The organism is Stenotrophomonas sp. SMYL8 (genome assembly GCF_036320065.1).
GTDB lineage: Bacteria > Pseudomonadota > Gammaproteobacteria > Xanthomonadales > Xanthomonadaceae > Stenotrophomonas > Stenotrophomonas maltophilia_A.
In genome coordinates, this window is sequence record NZ_JAWIRR010000003.1 from 210,729 (window position 1) to 225,440 (window position 14,712).

Sequence of the window (14,712 nt, forward strand, 5' to 3'; positions counted from 1 at the left end):
TAGGGCCGGGCGGGTGGACTGCGCAGGGGACGCTGCAAGTACGTCCCTGTAAGCTCGGTCGCCGCATCCATGCGGCTCACGCCCCTGCGCAGCCCACCCGCCCGGCCACGGACAGTTTCCAGCGAGCGCCACGGAAAGATCAGAAAAGCGGAAGCAACAGCGGGTCGCTGCGCTCGTTGCGGGCTGCCGATCACCGCTGTGGTGAGTCACCTCTCTGCTGGGTGCCGACCGTTGGTACGGCAACACCCGTAGATCCACGCCATGCGTGGATGCAATCAACCGATGCTCGTTCGATCCCGGCCATCGCTCTTGGCGCGGTACAACGCGCGGTCGGCGCGCTGGTACAGCAGTGCCGGGGTGCGGTCGTCCGCATCCAGTTCCACCAGGCCCGCGCTGAAGGTCACGCGCAGGCCGTCCACCCCGGCCCAGTCGGGATGGTCGTGAAACAGGCCGCGCAGGCGCGCGCACAGCTGTGCGGCTTCCTCCAGGCGGGTGTCGTTGAGCAGCAGCGCGAACTCTTCGCCGCCAGTCCGCGCCGGCAGGTCCGAATCGCGGCTGGCGGCGGCGATCAACCGCGCCACCTGCACCAGCACGGCATCGCCGATGCTGTGGCTGTGGCGGTCGTTGACGTCCTTGAAGTGGTCGATATCCAGCACCACCAGGCACAGCGGATGACCGCTGCGCTGCGAACGCGCGAAGTCACGCGCCAGCGTTTCATCGAAAGCACGGCGGTTGGCCAGGCCAGTCAGTGCATCCTCGCGGGCCTGCCGTTCGAATGCCTCGGCCTGGCGTGCGAGGCGCTCGGCCAGTTCGGTCTTTTCCTGGTTCAGCGCCTGCAGGTGCACGGTCTTGGCCTGCAGGTCGAAGGTCGCCTCGTCCACGCGCCGCGCCAGGCGCAGGTTGCTGGCCTTCAGCTGCTGCAGCAGCAGGCGGTACAGCGCCACCAGCCCGGCCAGCAGCAGCAGTCCACCCAGCACCTGCACGCTGCGTCGCTGCCACCAGAACGGCTCCACGGTGAAGCTCCATACCGCTTCCTGCTGGCCCCAGCTGCCGCTCGGATGGGCAGCGGCCACGTGCAGGGTGTAGTCGCCCGGCGGCAGGCCGACGAACTCCACGCTGCGCTGCGGGCCGCGTTCGACCCACCCCGTATCCAGGCCGTCCAACCGCGTGCGGTAGCGGATCCGGTCAGACATCAGGTAGCTCAGGCCGACATAACTCACCGCCAAGCGGCGGCCGCCGGGAATGTAGTTGCGGTCCGGGCCTTCCCAATGCACCGGGGCGCCATCCACCTGCACGCTTTCAATCGCTGCCGGCGGTGAAAGACGCTCGCGGAAACGCTGCAGGCGTTGCGGATCGACGGTGCTCAGGCCTCCGGCGGTGACCACCCAGAACGTGCCGTCCTGGCGCAGGATCGCCGATGGCCCGGAGCTGCCGTTGGCCTGCGCGTTGGCCATGCCGTCAATCTCGTTGTAGCGCTCCACCACCACCCGGGGTGCGCGGCCATCGGCCACGGCGTTGAGGGTGGCCATGTCGGTGCGCAGCACGCCGCGGTTGCTGCTGATCCACACGTTGCCAAGGCGATCCGGCACCAGTTGGAACACCGCATCCACCGGCATGCCCTGCTCCAGCCCCACCCGTGCCAGCGTGCCATTGCGCCAGCGGTACAGGCCACGGTCGCTGCTGATCCACATCGCGTCACCCAGCTGATGGAAGCCGAACACGCTGCGGCCACCGCCCTTCGGCGCGAGGTCGATCGACTGCACGTGATCGCCGCGCAGTACGCGGATGCCCTCGATGGTGCCGATCCACAGGTTGCCCTGGTGATCGTGCTCAAGCGCGGTGATCAGGCCGCTGGGCATGCCCGCAACGCTTGATACCTGCACGCGGTCGCCGTCGATGCGGACCACGCCCTTCTGGGTGCCGGCCCAGACCACACCCTGCGGGTCCACGCTGATCGCGCGGATGTTGCCGCCCGGCATGCCATCGGCGGCGGCATAGTTGTGCCGGAGCCGGCCATCGGGGCCAAGACGGTAGACGCCATCACCGAACGTTCCGACCCACAGGTCACCGTCCGGGCCCTGCGCCAGGCTGAGCACCGAAGGTGCCTTGCCGCCGCGGTTGTGCAGCGGCATCGCGCGGAAGCGGCCATCAGCAGTCTGCAGGTCGAGGCCGCTGGCACTGCCGACCCACAGCTGGCGATCGCGGTCCTCGAACACGGTGCGCACATAGTCGCCACTGAGGCCATCGCGCTCGGTGTAGCTGCTGAACAGTGTTTCGCGCAGGCGGTACAGGCCACCGTTGGCACCCACCCAGATGCTGCCCTCGGCATCCTCGCGCAGGCTGACCACGCGCCCACCCGGCAGGTTCAGGCCCGCCGGCAGGCGCTCCAGGCCATGCGCTGAGATCCGCAGCAGGCCCTGGTTCTCGGTGCCCAGCCACAGGTCGCCATGGCGATCCTGCAGCATCGAGGTCAGGTGCAGCTGCCCCGGCAGGCGGTGCATCAGCACCAGCTGATCATCCTCCACCCGGTACAGGCGCTCGCCGGCGACGATCCACAGCGCGCCATCCGGAGCGCGGTACGGCCACGACAGGCCACTGCCGGCGCCCAGCCCCCACGCCGCGGGCGCGCGCTTGAGCACGCCATCGTTGTCGCGCAGCACCAGTCCATCCAACGTGCCGGCCCAGACCCGGTCCTGCGCATCGACCACCAGCTTGGTGAAGCTCATCGCCATCGGCAGGTCGGCGGCCGGAGCCTGGTAGACGATGCCGGTGTCCGGCGTCAGATAGCCGATGCCCTTGCCTTCATACAGCAGCCACAGGCGGCCCTGGCTGTCCATCTGCATGGACTGGATCAGGACCTGCGGGGTATCGGCCTGGTGCTCCCAGACACGCCACTGGCCATCGTTGCCGCGATGGCTGACATTGCCCCGCGAATCACTGATCCACAGCCCACCCTGGCGGTCGACGAACAGCGCGCCGATGCCGTTGTCGCGCAGGCCCGGGCGGGTACTGCGGTCGAACACGGTGAAATCCAACCCGTTGTAACGCACCAGGCCTTCCCAGGTGGCGAACCAGAGGTGGCCTTCGGGGGTCTGCGCGATGTCGCGCAGCGAGTTGTGCGGCAGGCCGTTGCGCGACGTCCATACATCAATGGCGTAGTCGCGCAGTGGCGGAGCCCCCTCCTGCGCTGCCACCGGCAGTGCAAGGGCCAGCAGCAGCCACAGCAGGCCCTGTCGCAGCCATCGACCGATATCTGATCCGCAGCGCTCCACCCAGCGCCCGATGTCCCCCTGTCCGGCCATCAGTGCAGCGGCGGCGGCCAGGCAGGGCTGCCGGGCCTGGCAGCATGCGGGAACTGCCGGGCAGCGCGGGACGGCATGCCGGCGGGAACGGGCTGGCTCATCGGGGGGGAACTGGGAAGATGCGCAGATGATAGGCCAAACCCGGCCCAGGGCGTCACCATCGCCAGCCGCGAAGGCTCAGCCCGCGCGGCCCGGCGGCGTCACCTGTGCACTGGCCGGCCACTGCACTACCGCCTCCAGCCCGCCTTCGACGCGGTTGCGCAGCCACAGCCGCGCCCCGTCTTTCTCAGCCAGGGCGCGGGCGATGGTCAGGCCCAGACCGGCGCCGCCGGTTTCGCGCGAACGCGAGGTTTCCACCCGCACGAACGGGTCGAACACGGCTTCCAGCTGATCCTCGGCCAGGCCCGGGCCGTCATCGGCCACCACCACGGTGATCGCGCCACCACTACGCTCGACCCGTACCCGCACCCGGTAGGCATACATCACCGCGTTGTCCACCAGGTTGGAAAACAGGCGATGCATGGCCAGCGGACGCAACATCAACACCGCTCCGCTGCCACCTTCGAAGACGACATCACCGCCGCCCTCGGCCGTGTCTTCAACGATGCTCTCCAGCAGCGAATCCAGGTCCAGTGCGGCGCGCTGCTCGGCGCTCTCCGCGCTGCGCGCCAGCTCCAGGCCTTCGCGCACCAACGCCTGCATCGCGGCCAGATCGCCGATCAGGCGCTCGCGCAGCACCTCGTCGCTGACATTCTCCAGGCGCAGGCGCAGCCGGGTCAGCGGGGTCTGCAGGTCATGGGTGATCGCCGCCAGCATCTGCGTGCGCTCGGCCAGGTGCCGCTGCAGGCGATGCTGCATGGCGTTGAAGGCTTCGGCGGCGCGCTGCACTTCGCGCGGGCCGCGCAGCGGCAGTGGATCGCGCTGCAGGTCGTCGCCCAGGTCTTCGGCGGCTGCGGCCAGTTCCTGCAGCGGCGCGCTGGCCATGCGCGCGACGATATAGGCCAGCACCGCGATCGCCAGCACCAGCAGGGTCAGGAACCACGGGTCCACGGCGAGGATGCCGTTGTGTGCCACCGCCGGCGAATCCAGCGCCAGCTTCAGCAGCGTGCCGTCGTTGAGGGTCACGTCGACCGCACGGCACTTGGGCGGGATGAACGCCGGATCACGTTCGCGCGGATGCTTGCGATGCCCCGGTGGCGGCGGGGGCAGCAGGTCCTGCAGCTTGGGAATGCAGGAGCGGAACGAAGCGAAGTGCACATGCGCGCGTGCGACCGGGCCGGGCCGGTCATCGAGTACTTCCATCAACGCGGTATCGGCCCGCCCCAGGCGTGCGCCGGGTTGCAGCGCACGTACGCTCGGCCCACCGATTTCGAGCAGGCGCTCGCGCAGTTCGGGGTTGCCGTCGAGCAGGTTGACGTAGCCCTGGAGGCGGTCGGCGATGCGGTTCAGGTTCTGCCGCTCGAACTCCTGCTGGCGTTTGGAGGTAGCCAGCATGGTCGCGCCGATCGCGGCCACGCTCATGCCCAGCAGCAGGATCACGAACAACCGCCCGACCATCGAGGACAGGAAATGGCGCAGGCGCTTCATCGCGGCTTATTCCAGGTTCACCGAGGAGGCCAGTACATAGCCTTCGTTGCGAACGGTCTTGATCAGTCCGTCCGGGCCACCGTCGTCGCCCAGCTTGTTGCGCAGCCGGCTGACCTGCAGATCAATGGCGCGGTCCTGTGCCTCGTAGTTGCGGCCGCTGCTGAGCGCGACCAACTGCTCGCGCGACAGCACCTTGTTGGCGTGGGCGATGAACACCCGCAGCAGGCGGAACTCGGCGCCGGACAGCACCACCACGCGATCGTCCGGATCGACCAGGTGGCGATGCTCCAGATCGAACACCCAGCGCGAGAAGCGCGCACGGCGCACCGCCAGCGGCTCCAGGTTCGCCGGCAGCGCCTCGGTCCGGCGCAGCACGTTGCGTATGCGTGCCAGCAGCTCGCGCGGTTCGAACGGCTTGGCCAGGTAGTCGTCGGCGCCCATTTCCAGGCCCAGCACGCGGTCGATCGGCTCGGCACGCGCGGTCAGCATGATCACCGGTGTGTTCGAGCGCGCGCGCAGGTCGCGGCACAGGGTCAGGCCATCCTCGCGCGGCAGGTTGAGGTCGAGCACGATCAGGTCCACGTGTTCGCGGTCCAGCAGCTGGCGCATGGCGGTGCCGTCTGCGGCCGTGCTCACCTGGTAGCCGGCCCGGCCGAGCTGTTCGGCCAGCAGGGTGCGGATGTCGTTGTCGTCGTCGACGATCAGCAGTCGATGCATCGTGTTTTCAGTCTCCATGTCGCGATCATCCCGTGTCGGCAGCTGAACCGCATCCGGGGCAATGCGTACCAGTGTATCCACCCATGGGCGGGATACCTGTGGTTACGCGTATTCACCGACAGTGTTACATAGAGACATACCCCGAGGATTGAGCCGCCCATCGCCCGGTCTTCACAATGCCCACCAACGCCGCCACCGCGGCCCCGAGAGTGAAGCCACGACGTGACGTTCCGCCTGCTGCCCGCGACCCGCCGGGGTCGCCTGATACTGATCGCCCTGCTCGCCCTTGCCGTTGCCGCAGCCGCCTGGTGGCTGCTGCGCAAGCCCGCCGCCCCGGCGGTGGCGACCACGCCCGTCAGCCGTGGTGACATCGAGCAGACGGTGGACGCCACCGGCGTGATCGACGCCTACAAGCTGGTCAGCGTCGGTGCCCAGGCCTCGGGCCAGATCAAATCGCTGAAGGTGCAGCTGGGCGACACCGTGAAGGAAGGCGACCTGATCGCTGAGATCGATGCCACCACCCAGCAGAACCAGGTGCTCAATGCGCAGGCCTCGCTGGACCAGGTCACCGCCCAGCGCGCCGTGCAGCAGGCCACCCTGCGCCAGGCCGAACTGGAATTCGCGCGCCAGCAGCAGATGCTGGCCGCCGAGGCCACCTCGCGCCAGGAGTACGATGCCGCCGAGGCGCAGCTGAAGACCGCCCGTGCCCAGCTGCAGTCCTACGAGGCGCAGATCAAGGGCCGCGAAACCGAGCTGGGCACCGCCCGCGCCAACCTTGCCTACACCCGCATCACCGCGCCGATGGACGGCACCGTGGTGGCGGTGGTGGCCGAGGAAGGTCGCACCGTGAACGCCAACCAGACCGCACCGACCATCGTCATGCTGGCACGGCTGGACGTGGTCACGGTCAATGCCGAGATCTCCGAAGCCGACGTGGTGAAGATCAAGGCCGGCATGCCGGTGTACTTCACCACGCTGGGCGACCCGGATCGCAAGTACCACGCCACGCTGCGCCAGATCAATCCGGCGCCGGCCTCGATCGCCAACGAGAGTTCGTCCAGTTCCAGCAGCTCGTCCAGTTCCAGCTCCAGCAGCGCGGTGTACTACAACGCGCTGTTCGACGTGGAAAACCCGGATGGCACCCTGCGCATCGACATGACCGCGCAGGTCTCGGTACTGCTGAAGCAGGCCAAGGGCGTGCTGATGGTGCCGGCGGTGGCACTGGGGCCGAAGCGCCGTGGCGACGAGCGCACGGTGCGGGTGCTGGACGACAAGGGCCAGCCGCAGCCGCGCAAGGTCACCGTCGGCATCAACAACGGCGCCTCGGCCGAGATCCTGTCCGGGCTGGAGGAAGGCGAGCGCGTGGTGGTCGGCGAAGCCGGTGCGGCCGGTGCCAGCGCCGGCGGTGGCAACCGTGGCGGCATGCAGATGCGGGTCGGCGGCCCGGGCATGGGGCGCCGATGAGCACGACGGCGCCGCTGCTGCGCCTGCGCGACCTGCGACGCGAATTCCCGGCCGGCGACGATGTGATCGCCGTGCTGCGCGACGTCAACCTCGACATCCACGCCGGTGAGATGGTGGCCATCGTCGGCCAGTCCGGCTCAGGCAAGTCGACGCTGATGAACATCCTCGGCTGCCTCGATCGTCCCACCCGTGGCAGCTACCAGGTGGCCGGCCGCGAAACCGGGAAGATGGAGCCGGACGAGCTGGCCGAACTGCGTCGCGAGCATTTCGGCTTCATCTTCCAGCGCTACCACCTGCTGGGCGACCTCGATGCGCGCGGCAACGTGGAAGTGCCGGCGGTGTACGCCGGCAGCCCCGGCCCGGTGCGCAACGCGCGTGCCGAGCAGCTGCTGCAGCGGCTGGGCCTGAGCGACCGCATGCACCACAAGCCGGGCCAGCTGTCCGGCGGCCAGCAGCAGCGCGTGTCGATCGCACGTGCCCTGATGAACGGCGGCGAGGTGATCCTGGCCGACGAACCGACCGGCGCGCTCGACACGAAATCCGGCGAGGAAGTGATGGCGATCCTCGGCGAGCTGCACGCTGAAGGCCACACCATCATCATCGTCACCCACGACATGAGCGTGGCCGAACACGCGCAGCGCATCATCGAGATCCGCGACGGCGAGATCATCGCCGACCGCGCCAACCCGAATGCACCGACCTACCGCGCGCAGCGCGAGGCCAGCACCGGCGTCGCCCGCGGCAACAGCTGGCGGGCCGCGCGCGACCGCTTCACCGAAGCATTCCGCATGGCGTTGCTGGCGATGAATGCACATCGGCTGCGCACCTTCCTGACCATGCTTGGCATCATCATCGGTATCGCCTCGGTGGTCTCGGTGGTGGCGCTGGGCAACGGCTCGCAGCAGCAGATCCTGCAGAACATCAGCGCGCTCGGCACCAACACCATCGATGTCTACCCCGGCCGTGGTTTCGGCGACATGCGCTCGGCCCGCGTGCAGACGCTCAAAGCCAGTGATGCCGATGCGCTGGCCCGGCAGAGCTACGTCGACAGCTCCACGCCCAGCGTGTCGACCTCGGTCACCGCGCGTTACCGCAACCAGTCCTCCACCGCCCAGGTCAGCGGCGTCGGCGAGCAGTTCTTCCGGGTCAAGGGCGTGACCCTGCTCAGCGGCAGCTTCTTCGATGCCGATGCGGTGAAGGGCCTCGGCCAGGTGGCGGTGATCGACGAGAACACCCAGACCCAGTTCTTCCCCGATGTCGATCCGATCGGCCAGGTGATCCTGCTCGGCAACGTGCCGGCGCGCGTGGTCGGCGTGGCCAAGCGCCAGAGCTTCGGGTTCGGCGGCAGCACCAGCCTGAGCGTGTGGCTGCCGTACACCACGGTGATGTCGCGCATGCTCGGCCAGAGCCACGTGTCCAGCATCACCGTGCGCGTGGACGACGCCACGCCGATGGATGCCGCACAGGAAGCGATCACCCGACTGTTGACCATGCGCCATGGCACCGAGGACTTCTTCCTCAGCAACAGCGCCGAGATCCGCCAGACCATCGAGCAGACCACGCGCACGATGACCCTGCTGATCGGCGCCATCGCCGCCATCGCACTGCTGGTCGGTGGTATCGGTGTGATGAACATCATGCTGGTGTCGGTCACCGAGCGTACCCGCGAGATCGGCGTGCGCATGGCCGTGGGTGCACGGCAGAGTGATATCCGCCAGCAGTTCCTGATCGAGGCGGTGCTGGTCTGCCTGCTTGGCGGCGTGCTCGGCATCGGCCTGGCCCTGCTGCTGGGCTCGATGATCGGGCGCTTCGCCAGCGACTTCCAGGTGCTGTTCTCCACTGCCTCGATCGTTGCCGCGTTCGCCTGCTCGACCCTGATCGGCGTGGCGTTCGGCTTCCTGCCCGCGCGTAACGCCGCGCAGCTCGACCCGGTGGAGGCCCTGGCCCGCGAATGAAGATGATGACCCGACTGCCCTTCCCTGCTCCATCGCGCCTGCTGCTGGCCGGCGCCGTACTGCTCGCCCTGTCCGGCTGCGCGTCGGTGGGCCGCTATCCGGTGCAGGCCCCCGACGTGGCGGCGACTTACGGTCGTGGCGACGCCACCCTCAATGCGCCCGCCGACGATCCGCGCAGCAGCCTGGATACTCCGGGCCGCGACATCCGCCAGGACACCTGGTGGACCGGTTTCGGCGATGAACGTCTCGACCGTCTGGTGGCGCAGGCGCTGGCCGCCAACAGCGATCTTGCCGCCGCTGGCCTGGCCGTGCAGCGTTCGCGCCTGCAGGCCGGCCTGGCCAGCAACGCGCTGTGGCCACAGCCTTCGTCGTCCGGCGTCAGCGGCAATGCCAGCCGCGCCACCGACCAGGCCGACGACTGGCGCCGCAGCTATTCCACCGGCGTCTCGCTGGGCTGGGAAGTGGACCTGTGGGGCCGCCTGCGCACCCAGCGCGACATCGCCCGCTGGGAAGCCGAGGCCAGCGAGGAAGACCGGCAGAACACCGCGCTGCTGGTGATCAGCGACACCATCACCCAGTACTGGACGCTGGCTTACCTCAACCAGTCGATTGCCACCGGCCAGGCCAACCTGGAGCGCCTGGAACGCACCCGCGAACTGGTGCAGGCACGCTTCGACGCCGGTGCGGTATCGCGCCTGGAAGTACGCCAGGCGCTGCAGAACCTGCAGTCGCAGCGGTCTTCGCAGAGCGCACTGGAGCAGCAGCGGGTGGAAGTACGCAACGCACTGACCGTGCTGCTGGACGGCACGCCCTGGCCGCAGCAGGACGAACCGCAGGACCTGCTGGGCGCACGCAGCCCCAGCATCGCAGAGGGCCTGCCGACCGACCTGCTCGGTCGCCGTCCCGACCTGCGCGCGGCCGAACTGCGCCTGCGCAACAGCCTGAAGACCATCAAGGTGACCGCTACCCAGTACTACCCGGCGCTGAGCCTGACCGGCAGCCTTGGCTCCAGTGCAACGTCGCTGGGTGACGTGCTGCGCAACCCGGTGGCCACGCTGGGCGCCGGCCTGTCGCTTCCGTTCCTCAACCTGCAGCGCGCGCAGCTGGATACCGATATCGCCGGCACCGCCTACCAGATCGCCGCGACCAATTTCCGCAAGACGCTGTATACCGCGCTCTCGGAAGTGGACAACGCGCTGTCGGCACGCGAGCAGCTGGCGCGCCAGGTAGCGGCCTCGCAGGCCTCGTACGACGAAGCGGTGGAAGTGGAACGCGCGCAGGAAGTGCGCTACCGCGTGGGCGCCACCGATCTGCGCACCTGGCTGGAAGCGCAGCAGACCCGGCGCGATGCCGAGCTGTCGCTGGCGCGCGTGCGCCAGGGCCAGCTGAACAACGACGTGACCCTGTTCAAGGCACTGGGCGGCAGCGCGGGGTGAGGCTTTAGGAGCGCCAACCAAGGTTGGCGACTACCCGATAGGTGTCGACCTTGGTCGACACAGCCGCTGCTGCCGATCAACCGCGCTGGCGCACGGCCTCGAACAGGCTGACGCCGGCGGCGACGGAGACGTTCAGGCTCTCGATCTCGCCCGGCATCGGGATCTTGACCAGGCCATCGCAGTTCTCGCGGGTCAGGCGGCGCAGGCCATCGGCTTCGCCGCCCAGCACCAGGGCGATGTTGCCCTTCAGGTCCAGCTGGTACAGCGAGGCGGTGGCTTCGCCGGCCAGGCCGTAGATCCACACGCCCTGCTTCTGCAGGTCCTTCAGGCAGCGTGACAGGTTGGTCACCGCCACCACCGGGATGAGATCGGCGGCACCGGCCGAGGTCTTGCGCACGGTGGCATTGACCGTGGCCGACTTGTCCTTGGGGATGATCACGGCAGTCGCGCCGGCGGCAGCCGCCGAGCGCAGGCAGGCTCCGAGATTGTGCGGGTCCTGCACTTCGTCCAGCACCAGCAGCAGGGCCTTGCCCTCGGCCGCGGTGACCAGGCCTTCCAGCTCGTTCTCGCTGTAGGTGCGGGCGGCGGCATAGCGCGCGGCCACGCCCTGGTGGCGCACCGAACCGCCGACACCGTCCAGCGCCTGGCTGTTCACCTTGCGCACGTCGATGCCCTTGCGGCGGGCGTTTTCCTCGATCTCGGTCAGGCGCGGGTTCTTCGCACCGGCCTCGACCAGCACTTCGCGGACGTTCTCGGCGTCGTTCTCGATGGAGGAGGCGACGGCGTTGACGCCGACAATCCACTGGCTGTTCTTGCTCATGCGGGCGGGGACCGGAAAGGGGGTGGCTATGGTAGAGCATCGGCGCCGACCGCGCTGCGCGCTCGCCGGGCACGGCCCGGCGCTACCCGCCGCTCAGCCTTCGGCGGAGCGGCTGCGCGGCGGCCAGTGCGGGGTGTCGTGGTCGGGGTGCTGGTGGGACACGATGGTGGCCAGGAACTCCAGCGCCGCGATGTCTTCCTCGGTACGCCGCGCCGGCAGGCTGGCCAGGCTGTCGACGAAGGGCAGCTTGCGTTCGACTCCGTACTGGATGGTCGGTGGCAGGCGTTCGGGTTGGTCAAAGGCACCAGCGGCCACGGCCACGCCGTCGGGGGCTTCATAGGTCAACGGAGTACCGCAGTCGGCGCAGAAGCCACGCCGCACCACGTTGGACGACTGGAAATAGCGCGGCTGGCCGCGGGTCCAGCTGAACTGCACGCCGCGCACCGACACCAGCGGCGCATAGTAGGCACCGAAGGCCTTCTGGCACATCCGGCAATGGCAGATCGAGCTGTCGGTCAGCTCGCCTCGCGCCTGGAAGCGGATCGCGCCGCACTGGCAGCCGCCGCTGTATTCGGGTTGGCCCTGCATGCGATGTCTCCTGGTGGTGCCGGCCGCTGGCCGGCAACCCGTCGGTGCCGAGGGTGCCATGGATGCCGGCCCGCGGCCGGCACGACCACCGGCCTCAGTGTTTGTGGTTCTTACGGGTGGCCGGGGTGCCGGTCATCAGTATTTCTCTTTCTTCCGCTTGGCCGGCTTGCCACGCTCGGGCAGCGGCGGCAGGCCATCGCCTTCATCCTCACCCTTGTGCTCGACCAGGCGGAAGTCGATCTTGCGCTCTTCCATGCTGGCCTTCAGCACCAGGATGCGCACGCGATCACCCAGCCGGTAGCTGCTGCCACGGCGCTCGCCGGTCAGCGTCTTGCGGGTCGCGTCGAACTTGTAATAGTCCTGCGGCAGCTGGGTCACATGGACCAGGCCCTGCACCTTCGACTCGTCCAGCTCCACGAACAGGCCGAAGCTGGTCACGCCGCTGATCACGCCATCGAACTGGCCGCCTACGTGCTTTTCCATCCACGCGGCGCGGTAGCGCTCGTCGACCTCGCGCTCGGCCTCATCGGCACGGCGCTCACGCTCGGAGCACTGCAGCGCCAGCGCAGCCATTTCGCGTGCGTTGTAGGTGAACTTGTCCAGCGGCTTGCCGGACAACGCGTGCTTGATCGCGCGGTGCACCAGCAGGTCAGGGTAGCGACGGATCGGCGAGGTGAAGTGCGCGTACGCCTCCAGCGCCAGGCCGAAGTGACCGTGATTCTCCGGGCTGTAGATCGCCAGGCTCTGGCTGCGCAGCAGCACCGATTCCAGCAACGTGGCATCAGGACGGTCGCGGATCTTCTTCAGCAGCTTGGTGTAATCGCCCGGACGCACCTTGGACCACGGCGGCAGGCTCAGCTTGAACTCCTTGAGGAATTCCAGCAGGTCGGCGTACTTGGTTTCCGGCGGCTTCTCGTGGATGCGGTACGGGGCCGGCACATGGCGCGACAGCAGGTACCTGGCCGCCTCGACGTTGGCCGCGATCATGCACTCCTCGATCAGCTTGTGCGCGTCATTGCGCACCAGCATGCCGGCCTGGGTGACTTCACCGCGGTTGTCCAGCACGAAGCGCACTTCGCTGCTTTCGAACTCGATGGCGCCGCGCTTGGCACGTGCCTTGGACAGCACCTTGTACAGCTGGTGCAGGCGCTGCACCTGCGGCAGCAGGTCGCCCATCCAGGCCTTGGTATCGGCATCGTCCTCGCCCACCGCCTTCCACACCTGGGTGTAGGTCAGGCGCGCGTGCGAGTTCATCACCGCCTCGTAGAAGCGCGAATGCGTGACCAGGCCGTCGCGGTCGATCTGCATGTCGCAGACAAAGCACATGCGGTCGACCTTCGGCATCAGCGAGCAGATGCCGTTGGACAGCGTCTCCGGCAGCATCGGCACCACGAAGCCCGGGAAGTACACCGAGGTGGCGCGCTTCTGCGCCTCCTCATCCAGCGGCGTGCCGGGGCGCACGTAGTTCGAGACATCGGCAATCGCCACCACCAGGCGGAAACCCTCGGCATTCGGCTCGCAGTAGACCGCGTCGTCGAAGTCCTTGGCATCCTCGCCATCGATGGTGACCAGCGGCGTGCTGCGCAGGTCGACGCGGTCGCCGATCATCGCCGGCTCGACCACCAGCGGCACCGAAGCCGCTTCGTCCAGCACCTCCTGCGGGAACTCGAACGGCAGCTCGTGGCCGTGGATGGCGGTCTCCACCACCAGCGACGCGGTCAGCTTGTCGCCGAGCACGGCGATGATGCGGCCGATCGGCGGACGGCGGCTGTCCGGCGCCTGGGTCAGTTCGCAGACCACCAGCTGGCCGTCGCGTGCACCACCGGTCTGGTCCGGCGGCACCTGCACGTTGCGCTGCACGCGCTTGTCGTCGGGCACCACGTAGTTGATGCCCATCTCGATGCTGAAGCGGCCGATCAGGCGGGTCATGCCGCGCTCGAGCACGCGGGCGATGCTGCCTTCGCGACGGCCACGATGGTCGATGCCGGTCACACGGGCCAGCACCTTGTCGCCGTGCATGACCTTGCGCATCTCATACGGCGGCAGGAACAGGTCGTCACCGCCCTCGACCGGGCGCAGGAAACCGAACCCTTCCGGGTTGGCGATCACCACGCCAGTGACCAGGTTCAGGGTCTGGATCGGGGCGAAACCGCCGCGGCGGTTCTGCACCAACTGGCCGTCGCGGACCATGGCACCGAGCCGGCGCGACAGCGCCTCGGCCCGGTCCGGCGCGGTCAGGCCCAGGCGCGCGCCCAGTTCCTCGGCGGTCTGCGGCCCTTCGCAGCGCTCCAGCAGGGCCAGGATGGCCTCGCGGCTGGCGATGGGCTGTTCGTACTTCTCGGCTTCGCGGGCGGCATAGGGATCGTCGATCACCTTGCCGGTCGGCGGCAGCTTGCGGCCCGGGGCCGGGCCCGGAGCGGCGGCATCGGCGCTGCGGACCTTGCGACCACGCGGTGGTGCGCCGCCTTCATTCAATTCGGGGAACCAGCCCGGCAACGGCTTGCCCGGCTTGGTGGTGCGGGCCGTGCCCGCCTTGGCGCCCTTCTTCGGGGCCTGGCTGCGGGAGGTGCTCCCGCCCTTGCTTGGTTTTTTGGTAGTCATCGCCCTACATGGTAGCCGCTGACGGCGTGCAGAACGGGTCAGCGGCCGCCTTGAAGGCCTTGCATGAAAAATATTCAGGAAGTCGTTGACAGCCTGCGAATTCATCTTCACAATTGCGCCTCTGGAACGCCCAGGTGGCGGAATTGGTAGACGCACTAGTTTCAGGTACTAGCGGGTAAAACCGTGGAGGTTCGAGTCCTCTCCTGGGCACCAACGAAAAAACTCCTCGCTTCGGCGGGGAT

9 protein-coding genes and 1 tRNA gene are annotated in these 14,712 nt (G+C 68.3%); 4 read left to right on the plus strand and 6 right to left on the minus strand.

The genetic code is table 11. The features are described from left to right. Nucleotides 1-275 precede the first annotated feature (275 nt). The 3 genes from V3B25_RS04790 to V3B25_RS04800 form a co-directional block, all read right to left on the minus strand. Nucleotides 276-3,302, minus strand: coding sequence for a two-component regulator propeller domain-containing protein (locus V3B25_RS04790; protein WP_329810209.1), 3,027 nt, complete (start codon nt 3,300-3,302; stop codon nt 276-278). 177 nt (nt 3,303-3,479) lie between these two features. Beyond that, nucleotides 3,480-4,889, minus strand: coding sequence for an ATP-binding protein (locus V3B25_RS04795; protein WP_032127908.1), 1,410 nt, complete (start codon nt 4,887-4,889; stop codon nt 3,480-3,482). 6 nt (nt 4,890-4,895) lie between these two features. Beyond that, nucleotides 4,896-5,624 (minus strand): response regulator, encoded by a 729-nt coding sequence (locus V3B25_RS04800; protein ID WP_005408779.1) that lies wholly within the window; start codon nt 5,622-5,624, stop codon nt 4,896-4,898. Between the two features lie 204 nt (nt 5,625-5,828). Here V3B25_RS04800 and V3B25_RS04805 point away from each other — a divergent pair, with 204 nt between their 5' ends. The 3 genes from V3B25_RS04805 to V3B25_RS04815 are packed head-to-tail and all read left to right on the plus strand — an operon-like array spanning nt 5,829 to nt 10,461. Beyond that, complete coding sequence (locus V3B25_RS04805; protein WP_201118576.1) at nt 5,829-7,070, plus strand: efflux RND transporter periplasmic adaptor subunit; 1,242 nt, start codon at nt 5,829-5,831, stop codon at nt 7,068-7,070. Continuing rightward, a complete protein-coding gene (locus tag V3B25_RS04810) occupies nt 7,067-9,025 on the plus strand; it encodes a MacB family efflux pump subunit (RefSeq protein WP_032127910.1) in 1,959 nt (652 codons plus the stop codon). Before V3B25_RS04805 ends, V3B25_RS04810 begins: the two co-directional genes overlap by 4 nt. Further along, nucleotides 9,022-10,461 carry a TolC family protein gene (locus V3B25_RS04815; RefSeq protein ID WP_201118575.1) on the plus strand — a complete coding sequence of 480 codons (1,440 nt, stop codon included), beginning with the start codon at nt 9,022-9,024 and terminating at the stop codon, nt 10,459-10,461. The genes V3B25_RS04810 and V3B25_RS04815 overlap by 4 nt, the downstream gene beginning before the upstream one ends. Before the next feature lie 76 nt (nt 10,462-10,537). Here V3B25_RS04815 and rlmB read toward each other — a convergent pair whose 3' ends face one another. The 3 genes from rlmB to rnr form a co-directional block, all read right to left on the minus strand. After that, entirely contained in the window at nt 10,538-11,281 is a 744-nt protein-coding gene (gene rlmB / locus V3B25_RS04820; protein WP_005408775.1) for a 23S rRNA (guanosine(2251)-2'-O)-methyltransferase RlmB, read from the minus strand. Between the two features lie 93 nt (nt 11,282-11,374). Beyond that, nucleotides 11,375-11,869, minus strand: coding sequence for a GFA family protein (locus V3B25_RS04825; RefSeq protein WP_049399494.1), 495 nt, complete (start codon nt 11,867-11,869; stop codon nt 11,375-11,377). 135 nt (nt 11,870-12,004) lie between these two features. Continuing rightward, nucleotides 12,005-14,470, minus strand: coding sequence for a ribonuclease R (gene rnr, locus V3B25_RS04830; protein WP_049421611.1), 2,466 nt, complete (start codon nt 14,468-14,470; stop codon nt 12,005-12,007). Nucleotides 14,471-14,598: 128 nt separating this feature from the next. On the opposite strand from rnr, the gene V3B25_RS04835 reads away from it, so the two are divergent. Beyond that, nucleotides 14,599-14,683, plus strand: a tRNA-Leu gene (locus V3B25_RS04835). The last annotated feature ends 29 nt before the right edge of the window (nt 14,684-14,712 follow it).

Coding starts and splice junctions, on each gene's coding strand:
- V3B25_RS04790 (WP_329810209.1), bottom strand. CDS start 3,302: ATGGCCGGACAGGGGGACATCGGGCGCTGGGTGGAGCGCTGCGGATCA.
- V3B25_RS04795 (WP_032127908.1), bottom strand. CDS start 4,889: ATGAAGCGCCTGCGCCATTTCCTGTCCTCGATGGTCGGGCGGTTGTTC.
- V3B25_RS04800 (WP_005408779.1), bottom strand. CDS start 5,624: ATGGAGACTGAAAACACGATGCATCGACTGCTGATCGTCGACGACGAC.
- V3B25_RS04810 (WP_032127910.1), top strand. CDS start 7,067: ATGAGCACGACGGCGCCGCTGCTGCGCCTGCGCGACCTGCGACGCGAA.
- V3B25_RS04815 (WP_201118575.1), top strand. CDS start 9,022: ATGAAGATGATGACCCGACTGCCCTTCCCTGCTCCATCGCGCCTGCTG.
- rlmB (WP_005408775.1), bottom strand. CDS start 11,281: ATGAGCAAGAACAGCCAGTGGATTGTCGGCGTCAACGCCGTCGCCTCC.
- V3B25_RS04825 (WP_049399494.1), bottom strand. CDS start 11,869: ATGCAGGGCCAACCCGAATACAGCGGCGGCTGCCAGTGCGGCGCGATC.
- rnr (WP_049421611.1), bottom strand. CDS start 14,470: ATGACTACCAAAAAACCAAGCAAGGGCGGGAGCACCTCCCGCAGCCAG.